Genomic DNA, 26,156 nt, shown 5'->3' with positions numbered 1-26,156 from the left:
TCAGCGTTCCGATCCACCCTGCTTCCGGCGTCTCGCTTCGACCCGCCCCTGGTCGATGCCGTGGTCGACCTGGTCGCTGAACCGGCCGTTCTTGATCTCGTCGCTGAAGCGACCCTTGGTCACCCGGTCGAACCCCTGCCGGACGTTCTCGGCCACCTTGTCGAGCCGGCCCTCCGTCTGCTGGGCAACCTTCTTCGCCGATTCCGCCATGGCTCCCCCTGCCATCGGAGTCCGGATTGAGTTGGTTGGACCTGGTTCTGAGGCTAACCCAAGGGGTCCGACCGTCGCCGGAGAAACGCGAACTGGCAGCGGTGAAACGCCCGGCGCCGGTCAGCGGTCCCGCGTCCGGGTCGCGCGAGGGACCCGGACCGGGGCGTGGACGGCCGCGCCCCGGCCATCGGGCCGGGCGGGGCCGGAGGTTCAGCGGTCCGGGGTACGGCGGGGACGCCAGACAACCAGCGCCGTCGACGTGCGGTTGGTGGGCACCAGGTCGCCGCGCGGGAAGCCGCCCAGCGACTCCAGCTCGGCGATCCGCCGGTACGCGGCGTCCAGCTCGGCCTCCAGCCGGGCCACCCGCTGCTGCGCCTGCTCCAGCAGCCGCTCCAGGCCGATGATCCGCTTCACGCCGGCCAGGTTGATGCCGTCGTCCTGGCTGAGCCGCTGCACCTCGCGCAGCAGCACCACGTCACGCACGCTGTAGCGACGCCCACCGCCGGCCGCCCGGCCGGCCTGCACCAGGCCCAGCCGGTCGTACTGGCGCAGGGTCTGGGGGTGCATCCCCGCCATCCGCGCCGCGACCGAGATCATCAGCACCTTGGCCTCGTAGGCAGGGTCACCCGAACCGACGAAATCGCCCGACATCCCGCTCACCTCCGCACCCGATCCACCGGTCAACCGACCCGACGCACCCGCGCGTCGAGATGTTCCCGAGCCGCCGGCGGAGTCTGCTCGGCGAACGACTCCAGCGTCGCTCGCGCCTCGTCCGACACCACCGCCGGCACCACCACGTCCAGCGTGACCAGCAGGTCACCGGCCTGACCGTCGCGCCGCACCACGCCCTTGCCCCGAGCCCGCAGCACCCGCCCGGACGGCGTACCCGGCGGCACCCGCAGGGTCACCGCGCCGTCGAGGGTGGGCACCCGCAGGTCGGTGCCGAGCACCGCCTCGGCGAAGGTGATCGGCACGGTCAGGGTGAGGTCGTCCCCGGTACGACCGAACAGCTCGTCCGGGCGGACCTTGACCTGCACGAAGAGGTCACCGGCCGGGCCGCCCCGCTCACCCGGCTCGCCACGGCCGGCCAGCCTGATCCGCTGGCCGTCGGCCACCCCGGCGGGGAAGCGGACGTTCAGCGTGCGGGTCTTGGTCACCCCGCCGGTGCCCTGGCACTCCGGGCACTTCTCCTCGACGACCGTGCCCACGCCCTGGCAGGTGCGGCACGGCTCGGAGAAGCTGAACGACCCCTGGTTGCGGGTGGTCACCCCGGCGCCGTGGCAGACCGGGCAGGCCTTCGGCCGGGTGCCCGGCTTCGCGCCGTCGCCGTGGCAGGTGTCGCAGACTCCCGGCGCGCGCAGCGTCAGCGGGACGGTCACCCCGCGTACCGCGTCGTCGAAGTCGAGCGCCACCTCGGTCTCCACGTCCCGGCCGCGCGCCGGGCCGCGGGGACGAGCCGGGCCACCGGCCCCGCCACCGCCGGAGAAGATCGAGCTGAACAGGTCGGTGAAGCCACCCCCGCCGAACCGGGTGTCGGCGCCACCGGCGCCACCGCCGCCGAAGAGGTCGGAGACGTCGAACGGCACCCCGCCGGGCTGCCCGGCCCCCCGGGCGCGCCGGAACGCGCCAGAGCCGAACAGCGAACGCATCTCGTCGTACTCGCGGCGCTTGGCCTCGTCGCCGAGCACCGCGTACGCCTCGGAGACGGTCTTGAACCGCTCCTCGGCCTTCGGGTCACCCGGGTTGTGGTCCGGGTGCGACTCCCGGGCCAGCTTCCGGTACGCCTTCTTGATCTCGTCCGAGGAGGCGGACTTCTGCACGCCGAGCGCGGCGTAGTAGTCCTTCTCGATCCAGTCCTTGGAACTCACCGGTCCACCCCCTTCCGCCTGATGTGGCCCGGTCGCCCCACCCGCCGTCGTACGGCGGGCGGGGCGACCGGATGGTTCCCCACTATTCCGGGTCGGCGACCGCGACCAGTGCGGGCCGCAGCAGCCGCTCCCCGAGCTGGTAGCCCCGGCGCATCACCTGGACGCAGGTCGGCTCGTCCACGTCGGCCGAGGTCTGGTGCGCGACCGCCTCGTGCCGGGTCGGGTCGAACGGGTCGCCCTGCTCCCCGAACGGGGTCAGCCCGAACTTGCCCAGCGCGGTGGTGAGCTGCTCGGCCACCGTGCCGAACGGCCCGACCAGGTCGCCGTGCTCGCGGGCCCGGTCCAGGTCGTCCAGGATCGGCAGCAGCGCGGCGAGCACCGAGCCGGTCGCCTGCTCCTGGACCAGACCGCGGTCGCGGTCCACCCGCTTGCGGTAGTTGGCGTACTCCGCCGACACCCGCTGCAGGTCCCGGGTCCGCTCGTCGAGCTCGGCCCGGAGGGCCTCCAGCTCGGCGCCGAGCGTGGCACCCACCACGCCGCCGGCGACCGGCTGCGCGGGGGCGTCCACCACGGGCGGACCGGCCGGGACCGGACCGTCGACCGTCTCGACCTCGATTTCGTCGACGACGACCTCGGCCTCCTCCACCAGGCCCTCGGCCGGGACGTCCGCCCCGGCGTCGGCGGCGGCGGGCGCCTCCTCGGTCTTGCCGATCTTGCGGTTGTTGCGGATGACGACCCGCGGCCCGTCGCCGGCGGCCTGCTCGGCGGGCGCGGAGCCACCCGGCACCGACCCGGTGGCTCCCGGGTCGGCGGCTCGTGGCTTCTCCGTCATGCGACTACCTCGTTTTCTCTACCGTGAGTCCGGATCGGGGACGGACCGTCACTTCTTGTCCTCGTCCACGATCTCCGCGTCGACCACGTCGTCGGCGCCACCGGCCTGCGGGCCGCCGGCGGCACCGGCACCCGCGCCCGGGCCGGCCGCGCCCGGCTGCTCACCCTGCTCGGCCTGCTGCGAGTAGAGCAGCGAACCGGCCTGCTGGGAGACCTGCGCCAGCCGCTCGTGCGCCGCCTTGATCTTCTCGATGTCCTGGCCGCCGAGCGCACCGCGCAGCTCGCCGAGGGCCTCGTTGATCTGGTCGCGGTTCTCGCTGGGCAGCTTGTCGCCGCTCTCGGCGAGGAACTTCTCGGTCTGCCACTGGAGCGCCTCGGCCACGTTGCGGGTCTCGGCGTCGTCGCGGCGGCGCTTGTCCTCCTCCGCGTGCTCCTCGGCGTCCCGGCGCATCCGCTCGATGTCGTCCTTCGGCAGCGAGGAGCCGCCGGTGATCGTCATCTTCTGTTCCTTGCCGGTGCCGAGGTCCTTGGCGTGGACGTTGACGATGCCGTTGGCGTCGATGTCGAAGGCGACCTCGATCTGCGGCACGCCGCGCGGCGCCGGCGGGAGGCCGGTCAGCTCGAAGGTGCCGAGCTTCTTGTTGTAGGCCGCGATCTCCCGCTCACCCTGGAACACCTGGATCAGCACCGACGGCTGGTTGTCGTCCGCCGTGGTGAAGACCTCGGAGCGCTTGGTCGGGATGGTGGTGTTGCGCTCGATCAGCTTGGTGAAGATGCCGCCCTTGGTCTCGATGCCCAGGCTCAGCGGGGTCACGTCGAGCAGCAGGACGTCCTTGACCTCACCCTTGAGCACACCGGCCTGCAGGGCGGCGCCGACGGCGACGACCTCGTCCGGGTTGACGCCCTTGTTCGGGTCGCGGCCGGTGAGCTGCTTGACCAGGTCGGTCACGGCGGGCATCCGGGTCGAACCGCCGACGAGGATCACGTGCTCGACGTCGGAGATCTTGATCCCGGCGTCCTTCACGGCCTGCTCGAACGGGCCCTTGCAGCGGTCCAGCAGGTCCTGCGTCATCCGCTGGAACTCGGCGCGGCTGAGCGTCACGTCCAGATGCAGCGGGCCGGCGGAGCCGGCGGTGATGTACGGCAGGTTGATGTTGGTGGTGGTGGCGGCGGACAGCTCGATCTTGGCCTTCTCGGCGGCCTCACGGAGCCGCTGCAGGGCCATCTTGTCCTGGCCCAGGTCGATGCCGTGCTCGCCACGGAAGGTCTTCACCAGGTGGTCGATGATGCGCTGGTCCCAGTCGTCGCCACCGAGGTGGTTGTCACCGCTGGTCGACTTGACCTCGATGACGCCCTCGGCCAGCTCCAGCAGCGACACGTCGAAGGTGCCGCCGCCGAGGTCGAAGACCAGGACGGTCTGCTCCTTGGAGCCCTTGTCCAGCCCGTACGCCAGGGCGGCCGCGGTCGGCTCGTTGACGATCCGCAGCACGTTGAAGCCGGCGATCTCACCGGCCTCCTTGGTGGCCTGGCGCTGACCGTCGTTGAAGTAGGCGGGGACGGTGATCACCGCGTCGGTGATCTGCTCGCCCAGGTACGCCTCGGCGTCCCGCTTGAGCTTCATCAGCGTCCGCGCCGAGATCTCCTGCGGGGTGTACTTCTTGCCGTCGATGTCGACGGACCAGTTGGTGCCGATCTCCCGCTTGACCGACCGGATGGTCCGGTCGGGGTTGGTCACCGCCTGGCGCTTCGCGACCTCACCGACGAGCACCTCGCCGTTGCGGGCGAACGCGACGATCGACGGGGTCGTCCGCGAGCCCTCAGCGTTGGCGATGACGGTGGGCTCACCGCCCTCGAGAACGCTGACGCAGGAGTTCGTCGTGCCGAGGTCGATACCGACCGCACGTGCCATCTTCGCTTCCTCGCTTCGTAACGTTGAGGCAGGTCACGGGCCTGCCTGGCGGGCCGCCCGCAGCGACCGCACCATAAGTTGAGTGAACTTGACTCAATAGTGCCATGCCGCCGGCAATCCGCAAGTCGGGGTTGAGCCGACCCGACGCAACCCGACCGTTATTACCGTCCGGTTGTCTTCCCTTGCATCAGTCGGGCACGCTTTAGCGGTGACGACCAAAGGCGATCCCGCCACCCGGTCCGGCGCGCCCCCCGTCGCCGCCCGCACCGGGTCGCCGGACGCCGCCGAGGCTGCCCCCGGCACCACCGCCGACGGCCTCCCGGCCGCGCTGACCGGGCTGCGGGCCGCGATCGACGCCGCCCGCTTCCCGCTGACCCTGCCGTCGGCCGAGCCGGCCCGGCGTACCGCCTCGGCCCTGGCCGACCAGCTCGACGACTACCTGCTGCCCCGGCTGGCCCGGCTGGACGCGCCGCTGCTGGTGGTGGTCGGCGGCTCCACCGGCGCCGGCAAGTCGACCCTGGTCAACAGCCTGGTGCAGGCCCGGGTGAGCGCCGCCGGGGTGCTCCGCCCGACCACCCGCTCCCCGGTGCTGGTCTGCAACCCGGCCGACTCCGCCTGGTTCCGCCAGGGCGAGCTGCTCCCCGGCCTCACCCGCACCACCCAGCCGAGCGAGGACCCGCGCGCCCTGCACCTGGTCACCGCGCCCGCGCTCCCCGCCGGGCTGGCCTTCCTCGACGCCCCCGACATCGACTCGGTGGTCGACGCCAACCGGGCCCTCGCCGGCCAGCTGCTGGCCGCCGCCGACCTCTGGCTCTTCGTCACCACCGCCGCCCGGTACGCCGACGCCGTCCCCTGGGAACTGCTGCGCAGCGCCCGGGCCCGGGGCGCGGCCATCGCCATGGTGCTCGACCGGGTGCCGCCGGAGGCCGCCGACGAGATCGCCGCCCACCTGTCGGAGATGCTCGCCGCGCAGGATCTCGGCGCCGCGCCGCTGTTCGTCCTGCCCGAGACCTGGGTCGACGGCCAGGGCCTGCTGCCGAACAAGGTCACTGCGCCGCTGAGCGCCTGGTTCTCCCGGCTGGCCGCCGACGCCGAGGCCCGGGCCGCCGTGGTCCGGCAGACGCTGGACGGCGCGCTCGCCTCGCTGCACCCGACCGTCGAGGCGCTGGCCGAGGCGGCCGACGAGCAGGTCGCCGCCGCCGACGCGCTCGACGAGCGGGTCCGGGCCGCGTACCGGGGTGCGCACCGCACGGTGGAGGAGGGGCTCAAGGACGGCCGGCTGCTCCGCGGCGAGGTGCTGGCCCGGTGGCAGGAGTTCGTCGGCACCGGCGAGTTCTTCCGGACGCTGGAGGCGCGGATCGGCCGGCTGCGCGACCGGGTGGTCGCCGCGATGACCGGACGCCCCGCCACGCCCGCCACCGAGCTGCGCAACGCCATCGAGTCCCAACTGGTCACCCTGCTGCGCGGGGTCTCCTCCGAGGCGGCCGAGCACGCGTACACCGCCTGGAAGGCGCACCCGGCCGGGGCGGCGCTGCTCGAACCGGGGCTGGCCCACCCCTCCGACGACCTCTCGGAGCGGGCCGAGCGCCTGGTCCGGGACTGGCAGCGCGGGGTGCTGGAGCTGGTCAAGGCCGAGGGGGGCGACCGGCGCTTCGTGGCCCGCACCGCCGCGTACGCGGTCAACGCCACCGGCCTCGCCGTCATGATCGCCGTCTTCGCCTCGACCGCGTTCATCCCGACCGGCCTGGAGGTGGCGACCGGGGCCGGCACCACCGTCGCCGCGCAGACCGTGCTCCAGGCGATCTTCGGCGACCAGGCCGTGCGTACCCTCGCCAACAAGGCCCGGGCCGACCTGCTGGACCGGGTCCGGGCGCTGCTGGACGAGGAGGCGGCGCGCTACCTGACGCGCACCGACGAGGCCCGGCCCGGCGCGGACGCCGGGGCCGAGCTGCGCCGGGCCGCGTCCCGGGTCGAGGTGGCCCGGCACCGCAGCGGCCTGGCCGACGGCGACGGCCCCGACCTGACCGCCCCGGGCGGTGACCGCCGATGACCGGCATCGTCGGCCGGATGCGCGAGGCGTTCCGGGGCGAGCAGCGGGTGGACGCCGACGACCTGGTGGCCCGCCTCGACGCGGTACGCCGCTTCCTGGCCGCCGTGGACGGCCAGGTGCCGGACTCCCGCCTGGTCACCGCGCACACCCTGGTCGAGCGGGCCGGCACCCGGCTGGCGCTCTCCCGCGACCACACCGTGGTGGCGCTCGCCGGCGCCACCGGCAGCGGCAAGTCCAGCCTGTTCAACGCGCTGGCCCGGCTGGACCTCTCCCCGGTCGGCGTGCGCCGCCCGACCACCGGCGTGGCGCACGCCTGCGTCTGGGGCCCGCTCGACGGCGCCAGCCGGCTGCTCGACTGGGTCGGCGTGCTGCCCCGGCACCGGTTCGTCCGGGAGAGCGCGCTGGACGCCGACGACGAGACCGGCCTGCACGGGCTGGTCCTGCTCGACCTGCCCGACTTCGACTCGGTGCAGCGGTCCCACCGGCTGGAGGTGGACCGGCTGCTCGGCCTGGTCGACCTGGTGGTCTGGGTGGTCGACCCGCAGAAGTACGCCGACCGGGTGATCCACACCAGCTACCTGCGCGAGTTCCACCGGCATCGGGACGTGACCCTGGTCGTGCTCAACCAGGCCGACCGGCTGTCCGCGACCGAGCTGCCCCGGGTCCTCGACGACCTGCGCCGGCTGCTCGACGCCGACGGGCTGGACGGCGTGCCGCTGCTGGCCACCACGGCGGTCCACGAAGGCGGCTTGACGGGGCTACGGGAGGCGCTCGAGCGGGCGGTCGCCGAGCGTCAGGCGTCGCTACGCCGGCTCTCCGGCGACGTGGACGCCGTCGTGGCGGGGCTGGGTGAGCTGGTGGTCACGGACCTCCCCCGCGACGCCCCGGACGAGGACACGGTCCGCTCGCTGGACCGGGCCCTGGCCGGCGCGGCCGGGGTGCCGGCGGTGGCCGACGCCGTTCAAGGGGCGTACCGGCACCGGGCCGGCGGCACGACCGGCTGGCCGATCGTCCGGGGCTGGCGCCGGCTGCGACCGGATCCGCTGCGCCGGCTGCACCTGCCCGGCCCGGCCGCCGACCAGCCGGCGGAGAGCCTGGTCGCCGCGACCTCGGTGCCCGACCCGACCGCCGCCCAGCGGTCCGCCCTCGGGCTGGCCATCCGCGCGGTCGGCGACCGCTCCGGGGCCGACCTGCCCGCGCCCTGGCCGGACGCGGTCACCACCGCCGCCCGGTCGCGCCTCGACGATCTGCCGGACGCGCTGGACCGGGCGATCGCCGGCACCGACCTGGGCATGGACCGCCGGCCGCTCTGGTGGCGGCTCGTCGGTGGCGTCCAGTGGCTGGTCACCCTCGCCGCGCTGGCCGGGCTCGGCTGGCTGCTGCTCGGCTACGCGCTGCGCGCGCTCGGGCTGCCCGCCCTGGAGTACCCGCGGGTGGGCGAGGTGCCGCTGCCGGCCCTGCTGCTGCTCGGCGGCCTGCTCGCCGGGCTGCTGGTGGCCGCGGTGACCCGGCCGGTGATCCGCTGGGCGGCCCGGCGGGCCCGGCAACGGGCCGAGAAGCGCCTCACCGCCGCGGTGGCCGAGGTCGGCGACACGTACGTCCTCAGCCCGGTACGGGCCGTCCTCGACCGGTACGGGCAGGCCAGGGACGCGCTGCGCGACGCGGCCCGGTGAGGCCCGCCCTCGGCACGGGTGTCCCCGCGGCCGTCGCGGCGTAGGGTCGGACCATGGCCACGCCACAGACCCCCTACGATGCGGTGCTGCACGCCGCCCGCGACGTGACGAGGCTGGACACCGCCCTCGACGCCGAGATGCTCGGCGCCGCCCTGCTGGGCAGCGTCTACGCGATCGCCGAGACCGACCGGGAGCGGGCGGTACGGGAGTTCGTCTCCGGCTTCCTGGCCGCCACCGCGCGCCGCCGGACCGCCGCCGCGACCACCATCCGGTCGGTCTTCGCCGCGCTGGTGCCGGACGCGGAGGGCGCCGCGAAGGTCCGCCCCGGCACCCAGGCCCCGGCCTGGTCCGGCCAGCTCGGCCGGGTGCACCTCACCGGCGCCTGGTCGTACGGCGACGTGTACGGCGACCAGACCTCCTACCTCGCCACCTTCGCCTACGACGACGCGACAGGCGGTCCGGAGCACGCGCTGGTGGCGCTCGTCGACCACAACATCGGGATCACCAAGGACGTCTTCGTGGGCGGTCCCGCCGAGCGGATCCTCGAACAGGTCCGGCAGATGTGCGCCACGGACGACCTGACCTGGTTCCGCGAGGAGGACCCGGCCCGGATGCACGGCGAGGTGAGCCGGCACCTGACGGTCACCGACGACCTCGGCGACCTGCCCGGCGAGGGTTCACTCGCCACCGACCGGGCCCTGGTCGGCGCCCGGCTGGCGGTGCTGCCCGGCGCGCCGGCGGACACGCTGACCTGGGACGCCGAGCCACTCACCGGGGAGGAGCGCACCGAGCTGGTGCGGGCCTTCCTGGCGTCGCCGGAGGCGGCCCGCGCCGGCCTGCACGCCTTGGACGGCGACGCGGAGCTGGCCTCGCTGCACTTCTGCCTGGGCCTGCTCTTCGACCACGCGGCGAGCTTCCCGGACGCCGACCCGCTGCGCTGGAGCCCGGCGGTGGCGGGGCTGTTCCTGCTGGACTGGGTGCACCGCCGGGCCGTGCTGGACATGGACGACGCGGCGATGCTGCCCCGGGTGCTGCGCGCCTGGACGGCGTTCGCGGGACATCGGCGCGGCCTGCCGGAGCAGGCCGTCACCCGGACCGACGAGGCGATCGAGGAGCTGGTGCCGGAGTTCGCCCGGCTCTACAGCACGGGTGAGCGGCGCAGCCCGGCCACCGCCGCGGTGGCGCAGCTGATGGCGGACGGGGTGGACCCGGACGACCCGGCCGCGCTGGACGCCTGGATCGAGGCCAACCGCCAGCGCCTCGGCGACGACACCGCCTGACCGGCCACGCCGCGCTCAGCGCAGCGCGGCGTAGACCAGGCCGGCGACCAGACCGCCGACCACGCCCCCGACGAGCACCTGCGCGACGGTGTGGTCGCGCAGCCGTACCCGGGACCAGCCGGCCAGGGCCGGCAGCGGCGCGGCGGCGAGCATCCGGGGGCCGAAGGTCAGCGCCAGCACGACCACCGCGCCGGCGGCCACCGCGGTGTGGATCGACATCTTCCACCAGTGGCTGACGGTCACCGCCACCACCAGGCCGACCACCCCGGCGGCGACCAGGGCGAGCACCGACCGGGGGGCGCCGAGCGCCGCGAGCAGCGCCAGGCCGGCGGTGGCCGAGGCCAGACCGAAGAGCAGGGGTACGCGTCGCTGGTCGCGGACGCCCACGTGGTGGTCGGTCAGGCGACCGCGCCGCACCCCGCCGAGGATGTACGCGAACGGGATGCCGCTGGCGAAGACCGAGGCGAGCAGCGCCCAGCCCAGCCCGTGCGCGCCACCGGCGCCGTGCCAGCCGACCGCGACGGTCAGCAGAGTGACCAGGACGGCGGGGGCGGTCACCTCGGTCACCAGCCGGGCCAGCCGGGTCAGGGCTCCGGGCGGTACGACGACCCGGCGGAGTCCACCCTCGTCGCCGCCCCCGTCGATCCCGTTCAGCTCCCCGTCCCCGATCCGTCCCGTCCGGCCCCGCCGCAGGCCGGTTGCGCCGGCGGCGGGCGTACGGCCCGGTCAGCTGGCGTCGCCCGTCACCGTACCGTCCGGGTCGGGGGCGTCGTGGCTGGTCGGCGCGGGTGCCGCCGGGCGCTGCGGGGCCGGGCTCGGGGTGGCCGCCGGGAACTTCGGCGGACGGGCGGTGGGCGACGGCGGTCGGCCCGGCGGGCGGGCGGCCGGACGCCGACGCGGGCCGCCGGTGGTGGTGGCGGCGGTGGCGGCGGGGCGCGGCCCGGCGGCCGGCGACGGGGGCGACGGCGGGGTGCGGGTGGGGGCCACGGTCGGCGCGGCCGTCGCTGTCACGGTCGGCTCGGGGTCGGGCGACGGCTCGGGGTCGGGCGACGGCTCGGGAGAGCCGGTGGCGGTGGGCTCCGCGCTGACGGTGGGCGTCGGGTCCGGCGGCGACTCGGAGAAGGTGCTGCTCGGTTCGGCGGTCGGGGTGGGCCCGGGGGTCGGCGAGCCGGCCGGCGTGGGGCGGGGTGCGGGGGTCGGTGCGGCGGTCCGGCCCGGTGCGGGCGGGGTGGGCCGGGGGGGCGGGGGTGGCGGCAGCGGGCGCTGGGCGGAGCCGGGAGCGGCCGGCGCCGCCGGCAGCGCGGGCAGCGGCGGCCCCAGCGGGATCAACCTGACCGCGCCGGGGACGGCGGCCGGCAGGTCCCCGGGCCCGGCGGACGGCGGCGCGGGCTGGCCGGTGGCGGGCAGCGGGACCACCACCGGGCCGTCGGAGGGGGTGGGCAGGAACGGGGTGCTCCCGTCGGGGAGCGCGCTGCTGCCGACGGTGGCGGAGCCGGTGCTGAAGGCGGCGAGGATCGGCATGGACGCCGTGCCGGCGAGCAGGGCCACGGTGAAGAGGTAGCCGCGGCCGGGGCCGGCCGGTCCGGGGGTGCGGTGCGCGCCGATCATCCGCCGGTAGCCGCCACCCACGCGGTGCCGGCCGAGCATGGGGGCGGGAGGACCGTCACCTGACTCGGACACCGCAGAACTCCCTCGTCGATTTTGGAGCAACCGGGCACCGGCGGGCCTTCTAAACGGACATACGGCTTGAAACGCCCTGCCGACACCCAGGTCAGCTTGGACCAGTGACGCTCAGTTCACCAGGGACCACAGCGTGTCGACACACAAAATGTCCGTCCCCCTGAATCTTCCAAGGGACAAATACGTCGATGCGTCGCGAAGACGACGGAACGGGACCGGTGGGGGAGGCCATACTGTGGGACCGCTCACCTCCTCTGCAATCATTCAGGCACGACGGCAACGCAGCCGGCCTCCGCGCACCCCGCGGCAGGCGCGGTTCGGCGCCGGCTCCCGAACCGGGTTCCTCCCCGAATCCGGCTCACCGCCGCGCGGCAACCCTCACCGGGGCTAGGCGCGGCCGCCAGGAACCAGCCCGGCACCGGCCGGGCCGGCGTACGAGTTGCGCGGACGGGTCACCCCCGGCGCCGACGCAGACACGACAGGGAGAGACGGATGGCAAAGGGCGACCCCGGGGTCACCAGCCGCGGCCGGCGGGCCGCACCCCGGTCCAAGCGCACCGCCGCGGCGGGCGAGCCGGAACTCGTACAGCTGCTCACCCCCACCGGTGAGCGGATCGACAGCGCGATCGGCCCGGACGGGACCGAGTACCGCGTCGACTTCACCGACGAGGAGTACCGCGGGCTCTACCGCGACCTCGTGCTGGTGCGCAAGCTCGACGCCGAGGCCACCGCGCTGCAGCGCCAGGGCGAGCTGGGCCTCTGGGCCAGCCTGCTCGGCCAGGAGGCCGCACAGGTCGGTTCGGGGCGCGCGCTGCGTACCCAGGACATGGCCTTCCCGACCTACCGGGAGCACGGCGTCCTCTACTGCCGGGGCATCGACCCGATCATGCCGCTCGGCCTGTTCCGCGGCGTCGACCAGGGCGGCTGGGACCCGAACGAGTTCAAGTTCAACATGTACACGATCGTGATCGGGGCGCAGACCCTGCACGCGACCGGGTACGCCATGGGTGTCGCCATGGACGGCAAGACCGGCACCGACGACGGCGAGGCGGTGATCGCCTACTTCGGCGACGGCGCCACCAGCCAGGGCGACGTCAACGAGGCGTTCGTCTGGGCCAGCGTCTTCAACGCGCCGCTGGTCTTCTTCTGCCAGAACAACCAGTACGCCATCTCCGAGCCGCTGGAGCGGCAGACCCGCGTCCCGCTCTACCAGCGCGCGGGTGGCTTCGGCTTCCCCGGCGTCCGGGTGGACGGCAACGACGTGCTCGCCTCGTACGCGGTGACCCGGCACGCGCTGGACAACGCCCGGCTCGGCCAGGGCCCCAGCCTGATCGAGGCGTACACCTACCGGATGGGGGCGCACACCACCTCCGACGACCCGACCCGCTACCGGATCGCCAGCGAGGTCGAGGCCTGGCAGGCCAAGGACCCGATCGCCCGGATGAAGGCGTTCCTGACCAACCAGCAGATCGCCGACGCGGACTTCTTCGCCTCGGTCGACGAGCAGGCCCGCACCGAGTCGGTGCACCTGCGCGAGCGGGTGCTCGCCATGCCCAACCCCGAGCCGGTGTCGATGTTCGACCACGTCTACCCCACCGGGTCCCCCGAGCTCGACGAGCAGCGGGCGCAGTTCAGCAAGTACATGGAGTCGTTCGAGGGGAGCGCCCACTGATGGCCACGGAGACGCTCACCCTCGGCAAGGCCCTCAACACCGGTCTGCGCAAGGCCCTGGAGAACGACCCCAAGGTCGTCATCATGGGCGAGGACGTCGGCAAGCTCGGCGGCGTCTTCCGGATCACCGACGGGCTCCAGAAGGACTTCGGCGACCAGCGGGTGATCGACACCCCGCTGGCCGAGTCCGGCATCATCGGCACCGCGGTCGGCCTCGCCATCCGCGGCTTCCGTCCGGTCTGCGAGATCCAGTTCGACGGCTTCGTCTACCCCGCGTACGACCAGATCGTGTCGCAGGTGGCGAAGATGCACTACCGCTCGCAGGGCAAGGTCCGGATCCCGATGGTCATCCGGATCCCCTACGGCGGCGGCATCGGCGCGGTCGAGCACCACTCCGAGTCGCCCGAGGCGTACTTCGCCCACACCGCCGGTCTGAAGGTCGTCACCTGCGCCAACCCGCAGGACGCGTACTCGATGATCCAGCAGGCGATCGCCTCGGACGACCCGATCGTCTTCCTGGAGCCCAAGCGGCGCTACTGGGAGAAGGGCCCGGTCGACCTGGACGCCCCGCTCGCGGACGCGTACCCGCTGCACTCCGCCCGGGTGGCGCGGGCCGGCACCGACGCCACCGTGCTGGCGTACGGCCCGATGGTGCGGACCTGCCTGGACGCGGCCACCGCCGCCGCCGAGGACGGCCGGCAGCTGGAGGTCATCGACCTGCGCACGCTCTCCCCGCTGGATCTGACCGCCGCGTACGAGTCGGTCAGGCGCACCGGCCGCTGCGTGGTCGTGCACGAGGCCCCGGGCAACCTGGGCCTGGGCTCGGAGATCGCCGCCCGGATCACCGAGGAGTGCTTCTACTCCCTGGAGTCCCCGGTGCTGCGCGTCACCGGCTTCGACACCCCCTACCCGGCCAGCCGGGTGGAGGAGGAGTACCTGCCCGACCTCGACCGGGTGCTCGACGCCGTCGACCGCACCTTCGGCTGGTGAGCGCCATGTCACGGATCAAGGAGTTCAACCTCCCCGACCTGGGCGAGGGCCTGACCGAGGGCGAGATCCTCGCCTGGCTGGTCAAGGTGGGCGACGTCATCGAGCTGAACCAGCCGATCGTCGAGGTGGAGACGGCCAAGGCGGCCGTCGAGATCCCGGCGAAGTGGGCCGGCCAGGTGCAGGCGATCTTCCACCCGGAGGGCACCACGGTCGAGGTCGGCACGCCGATCATCGCGATCGACACCGACCCGGGCGCCGGGCCGATCGAGGAGTCGACGACCGGTGCGCCGGCCTCCGCGCTGCCCACCCCGTCGGCGGCCTCGCTGGCCGCCGTCGAGGTGGCCCCGACCGAGGGCGCGGTCGAGCCGGGCCTGATCGGCGGTCCCGCCCCGGGTGGGCGGACCGCCGTGCTGGTCGGCTACGGCCCGCGCACCACGGCGGCCAAGCGCCGCCCGCGCAAGGGCGGGCTGCCGGCCCAGGCGTCGGCCGCGCCGGTCCAGGCCGCGCCGGCTCCGGTGGCACCCGCTCCGGTCACGCCGGCCGCGCCGGTGTCGCCGGCGCCCGGCGCGAACGGCAACGGGCGGGCCGGCGGGCTGGTGCTGGCCAAGCCGCCGGTGCGCAAGCTCGCCAAGGACCTCGGCGTCGATCTCGCCACGCTGACCGGCTCGGGCCCGCTGGGCTCGATCACCCGGGAGGACGTACAGCGGGCGGCGAGCGGGACCCCGGCGGCGGCCGAGCCGCTGACGGTGACGGCCCCGGCCACGGCGGCCGCGAGCTTCGGCGCGGACCGCGAGCAGCGCATCCCGGTCAAGGGGGTACGCAAGCTCACCGCCGAGAACATGTCCCGCTCGGCGTTCACCGCCCCGCACGTGACGGAGTTCCTCACCGTCGACGTGACCCGGGCGATGAAGGCGCTGGACCGGCTGCGCGAGCGGCGGGAGTGGCGCGACGTGCGCGTCTCGCCGCTGCTGCTGGTCGCCAAGGCGGTGCTGCTGGCGGTCAAGCGTCACCCGATGGTCAACTCGACCTGGGCCGGCGACGAGATCGTGGTCAAGGACTACGTCAACCTGGGCATCGCGGCGGCCACCGAGCGCGGCCTGATCGTGCCGAACATCAAGGACGCCGGCCGGCTGTCGCTGCGCGACCTGGCGGACGCGATGACCGACCTGGTGCAGACGGCCAAGGCGGGGAAGACCTCGCCGGCCGACATGTCGGGCGGCACGCTGACGATCACCAACGTGGGGGTCTTCGGCGTGGACACCGGTACGCCGATCCTGCCCCCGGGCGAGTCGGCGATCCTGGCCTTCGGCGCGGTCCGCGACATGCCGTGGGTGCACAAGGGCAAGGTGAAGCCGCGCCAGGTAACCACGCTGGGCCTGTCGTTCGACCACCGGATCATCGACGGTGAGCTGGGCTCGAAGTTCCTCCGCGACATCGGGGACTTCCTGGCCGACCCCGAGGCGGCGCTGCTCGCCTGGACCTGACCGTCCACGACACCAGCCACGGCCGGTGTGCCCAGGGTGAACGCCCGGCACACCGGCCGTTGCCATTGCACGAAGAAAAGTTCGGCAATAGCCCTCCATGGCCTTCGAATCGTAGGCAAGTGTCTCAGCTCACCTAACAATCGATGGAAGTTGGCGGCGTCTTGCGCTTCAATAGAGACATCAGGGGCTGACAACCGAATAGTCGGAGGAGAGAGACACCATGAGCATGATCGAGCGCATCCGCACCCACCGCGACGCCACCCGCCGCGCCCGCGCGATCGAGCACGCGCTTCGTTCCGCCAACTCGCCTGCGGTGCGCGAGGAGATCCTCGCGATCGCCCAGCGCCACATGAGCTGACGCGGCACAGACTTTCCTCACCTCCTCCAGATCGATGACCCGCCCGGGGCACCCGGGCGGGTCATCGGCGTTTCCGGGGTCGTCGGCGCTTCCGGGCCGCTGAGACCGGGATTCCACCTCGACCGGACGCCCGGTACGGTGGGGCACGGTCGCCACCCGCCGACCCGGGACACCGATCGAGCCGGATGAGAGCCGATCGCCACCGCCCGGCGACGCGGAGTGACGGCCCGGTGCTCCCCGGACGCCCCGCGCGGTCACCGGATACGGTGCGGGGAGCCCGCACGGCCGATCCGCCGGCGACACCGGCGGCCCGCCGCCCGGTCCCGGACGGCATCGGCGGCCGACATGTGATGGAGGAGGCGCACCCATGACGTCCGAGGGCCAGCACCGCCCCGGCCAGGAGCCGGACCAGGTGCCGCCGGGCGCCGGTGGACCGGCGCCGTACGGCGACCGGCAGACGCAGCAGGACACCGGGTACGGCAACCCCGCCGCCCCGGACCTGGGCTGGGCACCACCGCCACCGGCCGGCCGACCGGATCAGGCCGCCCCGGCCTGGGCCGCCGCGCAGGACCAGCCCCCGGCGTGGGGCGCCGCGCAGGCGCCGCAGCAGGGCGAGCCGGCGCAGCCCGGCCAGTGGGCAGCGCCGCAGCCCGCCTGGGCCGCCCAGTCCGACCAGCCCGCCGCCGCCTGGGCCGCGGCCTCCGTACCCGGCCAGCCCGCCGGGCCGGGCGAGCCGGCACAGCCCGCCTGGGCGCAGCCCGAGCAGGCCGCCCCGGCGTGGGCGCAGCCCGACTCCGGCGCCCGTGGCGCCGCCCGGGTGCCCCAGCCGAACGACGCCTGGCCCGCCTCCGCCGACCGGGCCGCCTCCGGCGGCTGGAACGCCGGACAGCAGGACCAGGCCGCCAACGGCTGGGCCGCCGCGCCGCAGCACGACGAGCCGGCCCACTCCGGCGGCTGGAACACCCCGGCCCAGGACGACCCGGCCCGCTCCGGCGGCTGGAACGCCGGCACGCCCGGCCAGGATCAGGACGCCGCGGGCAACGGCGGCTGGAACGCCGGCGGGATCGCGTCCCACGAGGCGTCCACTTCGGGCGGTCGACACGTCGACGCCGAGCAGCACGAGCAGTCCACCGGCTGGAACGGCGCAGCCGCGCCCCAGGAGCAGGCCGACGGCTGGGGTGGCGAGACCCAGCCGCCACCGGACGACGCCGTCCGCTCCGGCGGGTGGAACGCAGCGTCCACCCAGGACGAGGCCCCCCGATCCGCCGGCCGCGCCTCCGTGCCCGTGCCGCCGCAGCAGCAGCCGGAACAGGCCGTGCCCGGGTGGGCGCAGCCCGACACCGGCGCGCGCGGCGCCGCGCAGGTGCCGCAGCACGACACCCCGGCGGCCGACGGATGGTCCACCGAGGACGACCCGGCGCGCTCCGGCGGCTGGAACGCCGCCCGCACGCCGCAGAACGACCCGGCCCACTCGGGCGGGTGGAACACCGGCGGCCAGGACGACGCCGGCCACTCCGGTGGCTGGAACACCGCCGCCCCGGACAACGCCGCCGGCGGGTGGAACAACGCGCCGCAGGCGGACGAGCGGTCGCCGCAGTCGTGGGACGCCGCCGGCGCACCGGCGCCGGCCCACTGGGAGGCCCGCGCGGAGCAGCAGGCCGCCGACGGTTGGGGCGGTGCCGCGCCGGCCCGCGAGGAGCAGCGGTCCGGTGCCGACTGGCCCGCCGCGGAGGAGTCGGCCCATGGTGCCGGTTCCTGGGGCGCGGCCGCCGTGCCCGGTCAGGACGGCCGACCCGAATCGGGCGGCTGGACGCCGCCGGAGCAGCCCGCCCGGGCGACCGCGTCCGTCACGGTCCCGGGCAGCCCGCCGGCCTGGGGGGCGGACGCCGACAATCCGCCGCAGCGGGCCGGTGCCGACCGTCCGGCGGTGCCGGACGCCGAGCCGTGGGCGGCCGAGGAGGCCTGGGGCCGCGCCGAGGCCCCGCCCGCGCAGCGACAGGCCGGGGACGCCTGGGAGCCCCAGCGCGCCGACGAGGCCCCGATCTACCAGCCGGCGCCGGCACCCGGCATCTCGCCGGCCAACGTGGTGCCCCTGCCGCCGCAGGAGCAGCGGGTGCCCGGCGCCAGCCTGGCCGCCGCGCCGCCGGACGACTACGCCCCGCCGGCCCAGTTCGGTGGAGCCGCGGACCAGTCCTCCTTCGAGCCGGCCGGGCGTGCGGACGCGCCGTCGGCGTACGAGCCGGAACGGTCGGGCTGGGGTGCCGGCGAGGAGCCGCAGTCGCCGGCCGGGCCGGTGGTGCCCGGGCCGCGTACCTCGCCGGAGGCCGACGGGGCCGGGCGCGCCGCCGTGCCGGTTGCCGACGAGTCCGCCGCCGGGCGGGCGTCGGCGAGCGCGTCGGTGCCGCTGGCCAGCCGAGTGATGCCCCCGACCGACCAGGCCCTGCGCCCGGGCGCCACGGGTGCCCCGCAGCCCCGGGTGTACGGCCGGCCGGCCCGCCCGGAGCCGGTGGACGAGCCGGTCGGAGAGTACGACGGCCAGCAGGCCGAGCACGACTCCCCGCCGCGCTTCGCCGACCAGCAGCCGTTCGCCGGCCAGCAGTCCTTCGACGGCCAGCAGCGGTACGAGGACCAGGACCGGCGGCGTTTCGACGAGCCGGAGCGGCCGTCCGGCCAGCCCGGCTTCGGCCCCGAGGTGCCCTCGTCCGCGCCGCCCACCTCGCCCGCCGCGCCGCCGGCGTTCCCGGGCGCCATCCCGGCCTTCGCGGACCCGGCCAGCAACAACCGGCCGATGAACGGGACGCGCCCGCACGGCCCCGACGACCGCCCGGCGGAGCCGTTCGGCGCCGGCCCGGCCGGCGGTCCGGCCGCCGGTGCGGTCCCCGGTTACGGCCACCCGGCCCACGACCCGGCCCACGGCGGCGGCACGGCGCCGTTCCCGCAGGCGGGGCCGCACTTCGCGCCGGCCGGGCCGCAGTTCCCGCCCGCGGGTCAGCAGTTCCCGCCCGCCGGCCAGCCCTTCCCGCCGGCCAACCAGCCCGGTCCGGGCGCCTGGCACCAGGACCCGGAGCCCGAACAGGGACGCTTCGACTCGTTCAAGCCGGACCCGGCGCCGAAGGTCGAGCAGCCGGCGCCGAAGGTCCGCAACGGCCGGGTGCTGGCCATGGTGCTGATCACGGCGGTGCTGATCCTGGCCGTCCCGCTCGGCCTGCTCAGCCTGCTGGGCAAGATCGGCGGAGAGGACGAGCCGGACCGGTTCTCCGTGGGCTCCTGCGTCAAGCAGTCCGGCAACGGCGCGACCGAGGTGGACTGCGGCGAGCCGAACGCGTTCACCGTGGTCTCCAAGGTCGACGCGAAGGAGAAGTGCGCCGACCCGGCCCAGCCGCACGTGGTGCTGCCGGGCACCGGCGCCGACCGGGTGCTCTGCCTCAAGCCGGCCACCAAGTAGCACGTTTCGACGGCGGGGCCACGGTGATCCGTGGCCCCGCCGTCGTATCCGCTGTAGTGTGATCGACCATCGTCCTGCTGGGATTCCCGGCGCGTTCCACACGGTCTAACGACCTCGAGGTACGCTCCCCCGGATGACCCACCCCCACGAACCGCTAGACGCCTCGCGCTGCTGCGCCCTCTACCTGCGCCGGTCGCACAAGAATGCCGACGGCGACGCCCGCAACGGCCGCTCGCTCGCCGAGCAGGAGGCCGAAGAGCGCGACCTCGCAGCCCGCCTCGGTCTGCACGTCGTGGAGGTCTACGTCGAGCGTGAAGGCACGGGCGCGTCGCGCTACTCGACGAAGGCCCGCCCCGAATGGATGCGGGGCCTCGCCGACCTGCGCGTGGGCGACCGCTTCCGTACCCTGCTCGTCTGGGCGCTCGACCGAGCCGACCGTCGCGGGGCCGTCGAGATCGGGCGCATTCTCGACGAACACGCCGACGGGTCTCGCCGCGTGGTCGGCTGCGACGGCACCGACACGGGCGACTCTCGCCGCCGCCTCGAGCACATCATCAGAGCCGAACTCGCCCGCGAAGAGGTCGAGAACCTCTCTCGCCGCGTGAGTCGGGCGAAGCGCTTTCGCCGGGCCGAGGGCCGATGGCTGGGCGGGCCGCCCCCGTTCGGTCTGCGCGTCGTCGACGGGCACCTCGCGCACGACCCCGAGACCTTCGCGACCGCCCGGCGCATCGCCGACGAGCTGCTCGCGGGCGAGACGATCTGGGCCGTTACGAAGCGCCTTAACAACGAGGGCGTGCCGTCGCCGCGCGGCAAATCGTGGGGCGTCGGCACCGTGTCTACCCTCGTACGGTCGCCCGGCTGGGCGGGCCTTCAGTCGACCCGCGAGCGCACGCCCGAGGGCCGGTGGCAACACATCGCCGAGCCTTACCGCGATGAGCACGGGCAGACCGTGAGCGTCGGCGAGGGCGTCATCACGGCGGGCGAGCGTGCCCGCATCCTGCGCGCCCTCGATGGCCGCTCGGCGACCATCAGCGAGAGCGGGCGATTCCTCCGACGCGGTGACCGCCGCTCGGGCGCGCTGCTCGCCGATCTGCTGCGCTGCGCCGAGTGCGACGGCCGGACCGCGCAGAGCGGGGCCGCCGGCAAGAAGGTCTACCGCTGCGGTCGGTACGGCAACGGCCGCGACTGCGCCGGATTCACCGCACCGACCGTCGAGACCGACGACGCCGTATCGGTCGCGTTTCTCTCGCGTCTCGCGACCCTCGAGCCCGGCGACCCTCTGCTCGAGGCCGTCGCCGATGCCTGGGTCGCCCGCGTCGCCCCCGACGACATCGCCGCCCGTGACGTCGCGCAGGATGCCCTCGACCTCGCCCGCGCCGAACTCGCCCGCGTGCGCCGCCTCGCTATTGCGGGCACGATCACCGAGCAGGAAGCCGCCGAGGCAATGCCGCGCCTCCGCGAGCAGGTCGCCGCCGCCGAGCAGGCCCTCGCCCGTGTCCCTATCCCCGACGCCGATATCTCGCCGCTGCTCGACCTCGCGCAGAGCGTGCCCGCGTTCTTCGAGTTGCCCGAGCGCGAGCGGCGAGGGCTGCTCGGTCTCGCCGTCGCTCAAGTCACCGCGTCCCGAGCCGCCACGCGGGGCGTGCGATTCAAGCCTGCCGAGCGGCTGCTCATCACCTGGGCGGACGGCACGACCTCACGACCCGCCGACGTACTCGACAAGACGACCGAGAAGGTCTTCGCCCTACTCGCCGCGGATCCGTCGGCCACCCTCGACGAGGTCGCCGCCGAGATCGGCCGCTCGCCTCGTACCGCACGCAGGTATCTCGACGCCGCCCGCGCGATCGTCGCGCACTGAGCCTCACGCCTGACACAACCAAATAAGGCAGGCCCCGGTCGCGGCATGTTCCTCGTCGCCACGCTCGCCCTCGGCGGCGGCCGCCGGTCGAAGGCTTCCGCCTGGGTCGCGTTCCTCGTCGGCGTGGCCGCGTCGCTGGCCGCAAACGTCATAGCCGCTGAGCCCGACGCGGTCGCCCGCACGGTCTCGGCGTGGCCCGCCGTGGCCCTGCTGCTCACGGTCGAGGTATTGGCCCGCTCTGGCCGCGAGCAGACCTCGGCCACGGCCGCGACGACCGCCTCGGCCGCCGAGGTGACCACCACGGCCGCGACGCCGACGACTACCTCGGCCACGGCCACGACGGCAACCGCGACGACCTCGGTCATGGGCCGCCGCTCGGCCACGGCCGCGAGCACGACCTCGGTCACGGCAGCTGGGCCGCACCGCACGAGGGCGACGTCGCCGAGGCAGCGCCGCACTGCCGACCCGGCCGAAGACATGGCCGCCCGCGTGGCCGCGCTGCTCGCCGAGCGGCCTTCGGCCACGACCCAGGAGGTTGCCGAAGTGATCGGCCGAGCGCCTCGGACGGCGCGCTGGTACCTGGCCGCTATCCGTGGTCGCGCCTCAACGCCGACAATCGCAGCGGCCGGCTGACCCGTCGCGTGCAGCGGACGTCGGCTGGGCGACTGAACCTTCTCATCCATACGGCGGGCAGACCGAGGCATAGATCCCTTGACATCCGTTCCACTAGGGAGAAACGTGGATTCCATGTCCGGCAGCCGTCGCAAGGGGTGGCTTCGTGGAGCCGAATGACTCACTAGAGACCAAGCGTGCAGCGCGCCCTGCTTTGGAGCTCGCCGGTTTTGTGGCGGACACTTATCCAGTACGCCAGCCTGACCTGCTGCACGGGGACTACGTTGTCACGGCGGCCTTTATTCTGCTGCAGCTTCGGCGCGGGCCGCTTACTCGAGCGGAGCTTTTTCACTCACTCCAACCTTCGGTTCTTAAAAGCGGTCTGTTCGAGCAAATTCTAAGGGCGCTATTTTCCGCGAGTCTTATTCGCGACGGGTCGGACGACTCTCTACAACTGACGTTGCTTGCTCGCAGATATTTAGAACTCAGACCACATCGCGGGTATGAAAGCGCAGCGGAAACCATCCGTCAGCGTGTCCGATCAGCGCTTAAGGACGTGGATGACAACGTCGTGACGGCTGCGACGTTGGCGGCACTGCAAGCTGCGTACGATCGTGCAACTGTCGCCGACGACACGGGAGTAGATGTCCAACCGACCATCGCCGTCGCGGCCGAGAGGCAGGTGCTCGGCAGCATGCTGCTTTCGAAGGACGCCATATCGAACGTCATTAAGATCCTGACGTCGAGGGACTTCACCCAGTCGGTCCATGCGGCGATCTACAACGCGATCCTCGAACTATACGTCCGTGGCGAGCCAGCAGACCCGATCACGGTCGCCGCCGCCTTGGCCGACTCCGGGAATCTTGCCCGGGTCGGCGGCCCGCGGTATTTGCAGCTCCTAGTTGCCAGCGTCTTCAGCCCCGCGCACGGGGCGGACTACGCGCGCAAAGTCGCTAGGCTGTCCATGGCGCAGGGACGACGGCGCGTGGAGGGCGACAACCGCCAGGTCCAGTTGTCGCATGAAACGGACCGCGCGGGAGATGTTCGAACCCGTGCACGGCTATACGCCTGGTTAGGCCGCGTTTGGGGAACCCTTAAAGGTCCACGCTCAGGGGCCAACCGACCGACGCCTCAGGCCAGCAACTCGGTCCGCTTTGTCGATGACGCGACTCTCGATGTTGATGCGATCTTCAACCTGCTAGGCCCACCGCCTCAGTGGTCGGCGCAAGGAATGACGCCAAACCCACGCACGCCGGTAGGGGTGTCATGACGAGTTCGGTAAGTCCGCAGAACGCGGAATGGGAGAGCCTTGCGCCTTGGGAGAAGGCAGCGCAGTGGCAGGACGTTGCTCCCCACATCGCCGATCAGGTCATGGCATTGGCCGTGAAGCACGCCGAACACAATTGGCAACTGCAACGGGAGCAGGCGGAACACCTGCGGCGGATGGACGTGAGGCTGTGGATAACGCAGCTCGTCGCGCTGGGTGGAGGGCTCTTAGACGTTGCGATCCTCGCTGTCGTGGCCTGGCATTACGCGGACACCGGAAACGTCGTGCCGGGTCTGCTGACGTTTGGAGCTGGCGCAGGGCTGACCGCCGGAACCTACGCGGTTGGACGAGGGCTTCTGCGGCGGCGTGAGGAAAGCGCTGGCGCGGCTGCGGCTGAATCGGGGTCTGCCTAGCACGCCTGCGCGTAGTCAGAACCCTTGACGCCGAGGTGAACACCTCGGGGCGTCGCGGCCGACTTGCCCTACGACCGTCGATGACGACCGAGGGAGCCGCGCCGATGAACGACAGCGCCGACGACCCACCACAAACCGAGCCCGCGTGAGGCGGGCCGCCGTGCACGATCGAGAGCGCCTCGCGCGAGCCGCCCGCAAGGGTGGCCCGCGGGGCGCTCTTTGCGTATCCGCTGCGGCGCGGGCGGGACGCCGAGGCGGGCGTGGTGCCCTTGGACCTACGCCGCCGCGAAAAAGCGCCTTCAGCGCCGTGTAAGGGCCGTGCCGACGCCGCGAGGGAAGCGGGGGAACGCTGAGATCTACAGCCACGAAGACCTGACCGCGTGGGCGGGCAGCTCGACCGCATAGGCGGACCGCACCCACGAACGCCCCGAGCCGGCCGAGGTGTTCGTCATTCAGGCGAGGTTTCTGAACAGGTTGGGGGCCTCCGGCCGAGTTGCGTTTCGAGCGACGTTTCGACGACGCCGCCGACGCGCCCGACCGAGGAGACCCGCCATGAGCTTCACGTGTGTCGAAAGCCGTGGATCACTGCCGCACCGGCCGACGAGCACGCGCAGCACCTGCTCGCCCCGCTGCCGGAACCGTCGGAGCCGCCGACTGCGCCGTGCACTGGCGTGGCGCACGGGCATCAAACTGCTCATGCGGCCCGCCGATCCCTCCAAGCCCGCGAGACCAAGGAGCACCGTGCAAATCAACCTGCCGAATCCCTGCCCAATCTGCGCAGAACGCCGATACGCCGCCGCCGCAGCATGGGTGCTCGCGAACGGGCACACGCAGCCCAGCGGACAGCTGCCCGACCATCACGCCGCGCGTCCCCCTGCTCGGCGAGTAGCCCGACAGCGGCTTCGACGTAGTTCAGCTTCTTGTGCAGTGCAAGCGGAGACCCGCTTGATGATGAAGTTGGTGACGCTGACCGTGCCCTGACATAGCGAGGCCCCGGTAACCGGATCATCCGGAGACCGGGGCCCGAGCCTGCTGTTAAGAAAGGATCTGGTGCAGAAGTCCGACGGCCGAGATCGCCAGGGTGACCCCAGCGATCCCTCCGGCAGCCTGAGCTGCGGCGTAACCGACGATGCCGGCCACAGCCAGGATGAGCGCCCAGCGCAGGGGTAGCTTCGGCGGCTCCTCGCCTCCGGAAGGCTGCGGCCGTTGAAGGCCGCGTAGGGTTGAACGCACTGACGTGTCCTCTCGTACTTTAAGGAGCGGGCGGGCGTGTCGCAGTAGGCGGCCCCCGGATTCCGGCCGGGGGTCGCCGCTTCTCTATCCGTACGCCCTGCGGGCTTCCGGAACTGTCGATATGACCTGAGTCACTTTGCTTTCAGACGTCGAGATGCGGCACACCGCTTACTGCACGAGAAGCCTATCGAGCGCTGCAGACAGCACCGGAGTCTCACCATGCCAGCATGGTGACCCCATTCGATGATCGTTTAGCCCCTTATATCGGCATATAAATAGCTGCCGGCAATGCCAGCGTGCCGTTTCACGTGGAACCTAGGCCAAACAGAAAGCCGGATCCACTTACTTTGAGTATCTGTTAGATCACCAAAAGTAGGGAGTGGACGTGCTTTTACGGCCTTAGTCCTACCAAGGCCGAGTTATCCACAGCCCTATCCACAGGACGCGCCGCACCTAGTCGGGGTGATGCTCGCCCTCGGCTCAGATGATCCGAATGCATGACGGATCGAAGCCGCGCTGGCCCTGCGGAGGGGCCTTCGTGCGTTTAGACGTCTGCGCCGCCTGCCCGCGTCACGTTCGGCCCTCGCGTACTCTGAGCGCCTCTCAGTGCCCACAGAGGAGCCCGATCATGCCGACGCCGCCGCGCTTTCCCGCCGACCTCATCGACGCCCTGTGTGCGCACATCGCCGAACTGCTCGGCGAGGCCCCGCTCGCGACGCGCACGGTCTGCCGGCCCGCCCCGACCAGCCGCCGCCGTCGGCGCACCTGACCGGTCGACCAGCGAGGCCCCGAGGCGGGCCTACGTTGCGTTTACACGCGCCCTTCTACCCCTCACCAGAGCACCTCTCGCGCCCGTTCGCCCCGCGCCTAGGGTGCCGGGCCTCGGCCGTTTCTAGGCCCTCTGCCGCCCTACTCGCGGGGCCGTGCGTGTCGCACCTCTCGACTACGGTGCGGCCTATGGCCATTGCCGTCACCGACGTTCCCGTCGGTCGCCGTTCCGCCGTTCCGGCCCCCGCGCCTCACGCCGCCCCGCCGATCGTCGGCACGCCCGCGACGATTCACGTCGGCGACGACGCGTACCCGGCCGTCGTCGTCCGTGCCTCGGCCCTCGCCGTGACCGTGCGGCGCGTCGAGGCTGTCGACGAGCGCCGCAACCGAGAGCACTCAGCCCTCGTCGGCGTCGGCGACCTCTCGGCCCCGGTCGGACCGCCGGAGGTCTACCGCCGCGAGGGTGGGCGGTATCGCACCGCGTCGGCCGTGCTCGCCCTCGGCGAGGCCGTGTCGCGTACGCCTCTCGCGCCGCCCCGTCGTGCAGGATGGCGGCC

At 73.4% G+C, this 26,156-nt stretch carries 20 protein-coding genes; 13 read left to right on the top strand and 7 right to left on the bottom strand.

What is annotated here, in order from left to right; translation table 11 throughout:
• From ACTMS9_RS00850 to dnaK, 5 genes are all read right to left on the bottom strand, one after another.
• Positions 1-210, bottom strand: a complete 210-nt coding sequence (locus ACTMS9_RS00850) for a hypothetical protein (protein ID WP_441143452.1) — start codon at positions 208-210, stop codon at positions 1-3.
• A gap of 210 nt (positions 211-420) precedes the next feature.
• Positions 421-861: a heat shock protein transcriptional repressor HspR gene (locus ACTMS9_RS00845; protein ID WP_088959533.1), complete on the bottom strand. Its 441-nt coding sequence runs from the start codon at positions 859-861 to the stop codon at positions 421-423.
• A 29-nt stretch (positions 862-890) separates the two neighbouring features.
• Complete coding sequence (gene dnaJ / locus ACTMS9_RS00840) at positions 891-2,078, bottom strand: molecular chaperone DnaJ (protein ID WP_441163880.1); 1,188 nt, start codon at positions 2,076-2,078, stop codon at positions 891-893.
• 82 nt (positions 2,079-2,160) lie between these two features.
• Positions 2,161-2,910 (bottom strand): nucleotide exchange factor GrpE, encoded by a 750-nt coding sequence (gene grpE / locus ACTMS9_RS00835; protein ID WP_441163879.1) that lies wholly within the window; start codon positions 2,908-2,910, stop codon positions 2,161-2,163.
• A 48-nt stretch (positions 2,911-2,958) separates the two neighbouring features.
• Positions 2,959-4,818: a molecular chaperone DnaK gene (dnaK, locus tag ACTMS9_RS00830; RefSeq protein WP_179802551.1), complete on the bottom strand. Its 1,860-nt coding sequence runs from the start codon at positions 4,816-4,818 to the stop codon at positions 2,959-2,961.
• A gap of 208 nt (positions 4,819-5,026) precedes the next feature.
• Here dnaK and ACTMS9_RS00825 point away from each other — a divergent pair, with 208 nt between their 5' ends.
• From ACTMS9_RS00825 to ACTMS9_RS00815, 3 genes are read left to right on the top strand one after another with little or no spacing between them, the layout of a single operon-like run.
• Complete coding sequence (locus ACTMS9_RS00825; protein WP_441143459.1) at positions 5,027-6,868, top strand: ABC transporter; 1,842 nt, start codon at positions 5,027-5,029, stop codon at positions 6,866-6,868.
• Positions 6,865-8,541 carry a GTPase gene (locus ACTMS9_RS00820; protein ID WP_441163878.1) on the top strand — a complete coding sequence of 559 codons (1,677 nt, stop codon included), beginning with the start codon at positions 6,865-6,867 and terminating at the stop codon, positions 8,539-8,541. The genes ACTMS9_RS00825 and ACTMS9_RS00820 overlap by 4 nt, the downstream gene beginning before the upstream one ends.
• A gap of 53 nt (positions 8,542-8,594) precedes the next feature.
• Positions 8,595-9,821 carry a hypothetical protein gene (locus tag ACTMS9_RS00815; protein ID WP_441143463.1) on the top strand — a complete coding sequence of 409 codons (1,227 nt, stop codon included), beginning with the start codon at positions 8,595-8,597 and terminating at the stop codon, positions 9,819-9,821.
• Between the two features lie 15 nt (positions 9,822-9,836).
• Here ACTMS9_RS00815 and ACTMS9_RS00810 read toward each other — a convergent pair whose 3' ends face one another.
• Both ACTMS9_RS00810 and ACTMS9_RS00805 read right to left on the bottom strand, forming a co-directional pair.
• On the bottom strand, positions 9,837-10,379 hold the full coding sequence (locus ACTMS9_RS00810; protein ID WP_441143465.1) for a phosphatase PAP2 family protein: 543 nt from the start codon (positions 10,377-10,379) through the stop codon (positions 9,837-9,839).
• A gap of 168 nt (positions 10,380-10,547) precedes the next feature.
• Positions 10,548-11,501, bottom strand: a complete 954-nt coding sequence (locus ACTMS9_RS00805; RefSeq protein WP_441143467.1) for a hypothetical protein — start codon at positions 11,499-11,501, stop codon at positions 10,548-10,550.
• 492 nt (positions 11,502-11,993) lie between these two features.
• Between ACTMS9_RS00805 and pdhA the strand changes: the two genes are divergently transcribed.
• The 10 genes from pdhA to ACTMS9_RS00755 all read left to right on the top strand — a co-directional run bounded on the left by pdhA (position 11,994) and on the right by ACTMS9_RS00755 (position 25,600).
• Entirely contained in the window at positions 11,994-13,172 is a 1,179-nt protein-coding gene (pdhA, locus tag ACTMS9_RS00800) for a pyruvate dehydrogenase (acetyl-transferring) E1 component subunit alpha (RefSeq protein WP_179802546.1), read from the top strand.
• On the top strand, positions 13,172-14,161 hold the full coding sequence (locus ACTMS9_RS00795; protein WP_088959543.1) for an alpha-ketoacid dehydrogenase subunit beta: 990 nt from the start codon (positions 13,172-13,174) through the stop codon (positions 14,159-14,161). The genes pdhA and ACTMS9_RS00795 overlap by 1 nt, the downstream gene beginning before the upstream one ends.
• A 5-nt stretch (positions 14,162-14,166) precedes the next feature.
• Positions 14,167-15,645, top strand: coding sequence for a dihydrolipoamide acetyltransferase family protein (locus tag ACTMS9_RS00790; RefSeq protein ID WP_441164415.1), 1,479 nt, complete (start codon positions 14,167-14,169; stop codon positions 15,643-15,645).
• A gap of 220 nt (positions 15,646-15,865) precedes the next feature.
• A complete protein-coding gene (locus ACTMS9_RS00785; RefSeq protein ID WP_170285382.1) occupies positions 15,866-16,003 on the top strand; it encodes a hypothetical protein in 138 nt (45 codons plus the stop codon).
• Between the two features lie 367 nt (positions 16,004-16,370).
• Positions 16,371-19,448 (top strand): LppU/SCO3897 family protein, encoded by a 3,078-nt coding sequence (locus ACTMS9_RS00780; protein WP_441163877.1) that lies wholly within the window; start codon positions 16,371-16,373, stop codon positions 19,446-19,448.
• A gap of 133 nt (positions 19,449-19,581) precedes the next feature.
• Positions 19,582-21,306 carry a recombinase family protein gene (locus ACTMS9_RS00775; protein WP_441163876.1) on the top strand — a complete coding sequence of 575 codons (1,725 nt, stop codon included), beginning with the start codon at positions 19,582-19,584 and terminating at the stop codon, positions 21,304-21,306.
• 45 nt (positions 21,307-21,351) lie between these two features.
• Entirely contained in the window at positions 21,352-21,939 is a 588-nt protein-coding gene (locus ACTMS9_RS00770) for a hypothetical protein (protein WP_441163875.1), read from the top strand.
• Positions 21,940-22,084: 145 nt separating this feature from the next.
• Positions 22,085-23,188: a DnaB-like helicase N-terminal domain-containing protein gene (locus tag ACTMS9_RS00765; protein WP_441163874.1), complete on the top strand. Its 1,104-nt coding sequence runs from the start codon at positions 22,085-22,087 to the stop codon at positions 23,186-23,188.
• Positions 23,185-23,598, top strand: coding sequence for a hypothetical protein (locus tag ACTMS9_RS00760; RefSeq protein WP_441163873.1), 414 nt, complete (start codon positions 23,185-23,187; stop codon positions 23,596-23,598). The genes ACTMS9_RS00765 and ACTMS9_RS00760 overlap by 4 nt, the downstream gene beginning before the upstream one ends.
• A gap of 1,861 nt (positions 23,599-25,459) precedes the next feature.
• Complete coding sequence (locus tag ACTMS9_RS00755; protein ID WP_441163872.1) at positions 25,460-25,600, top strand: hypothetical protein; 141 nt, start codon at positions 25,460-25,462, stop codon at positions 25,598-25,600.
• Positions 25,601-26,156 lie beyond the last annotated feature (556 nt).

This window comes from Micromonospora sp. L31, from assembly GCF_052068075.1.
GTDB lineage: Bacteria > Actinomycetota > Actinomycetes > Mycobacteriales > Micromonosporaceae > Micromonospora > Micromonospora purpureochromogenes.
The sequence above is the reverse complement of the archived record's forward strand: the minus strand, read 5'-3'. Positions and strand labels throughout refer to the sequence as shown.

Coding starts and splice junctions, on each gene's coding strand:
- ACTMS9_RS00850 (WP_441143452.1), bottom strand. CDS start 210: ATGGCGGAATCGGCGAAGAAGGTTGCCCAGCAGACGGAGGGCCGGCTC.
- ACTMS9_RS00845 (WP_088959533.1), bottom strand. CDS start 861: ATGTCGGGCGATTTCGTCGGTTCGGGTGACCCTGCCTACGAGGCCAAG.
- grpE (WP_441163879.1), bottom strand. CDS start 2,910: ATGACGGAGAAGCCACGAGCCGCCGACCCGGGAGCCACCGGGTCGGTG.
- dnaK (WP_179802551.1), bottom strand. CDS start 4,818: ATGGCACGTGCGGTCGGTATCGACCTCGGCACGACGAACTCCTGCGTC.
- ACTMS9_RS00820 (WP_441163878.1), top strand. CDS start 6,865: ATGACCGGCATCGTCGGCCGGATGCGCGAGGCGTTCCGGGGCGAGCAG.
- ACTMS9_RS00815 (WP_441143463.1), top strand. CDS start 8,595: ATGGCCACGCCACAGACCCCCTACGATGCGGTGCTGCACGCCGCCCGC.
- pdhA (WP_179802546.1), top strand. CDS start 11,994: ATGGCAAAGGGCGACCCCGGGGTCACCAGCCGCGGCCGGCGGGCCGCA.
- ACTMS9_RS00795 (WP_088959543.1), top strand. CDS start 13,172: ATGGCCACGGAGACGCTCACCCTCGGCAAGGCCCTCAACACCGGTCTG.
- ACTMS9_RS00790 (WP_441164415.1), top strand. CDS start 14,167: ATGTCACGGATCAAGGAGTTCAACCTCCCCGACCTGGGCGAGGGCCTG.
- ACTMS9_RS00785 (WP_170285382.1), top strand. CDS start 15,866: ATGAGCATGATCGAGCGCATCCGCACCCACCGCGACGCCACCCGCCGC.
- ACTMS9_RS00780 (WP_441163877.1), top strand. CDS start 16,371: ATGACGTCCGAGGGCCAGCACCGCCCCGGCCAGGAGCCGGACCAGGTG.
- ACTMS9_RS00775 (WP_441163876.1), top strand. CDS start 19,582: ATGACCCACCCCCACGAACCGCTAGACGCCTCGCGCTGCTGCGCCCTC.
- ACTMS9_RS00770 (WP_441163875.1), top strand. CDS start 21,352: ATGTTCCTCGTCGCCACGCTCGCCCTCGGCGGCGGCCGCCGGTCGAAG.
- ACTMS9_RS00760 (WP_441163873.1), top strand. CDS start 23,185: ATGACGAGTTCGGTAAGTCCGCAGAACGCGGAATGGGAGAGCCTTGCG.
- ACTMS9_RS00755 (WP_441163872.1), top strand. CDS start 25,460: ATGCCGACGCCGCCGCGCTTTCCCGCCGACCTCATCGACGCCCTGTGT.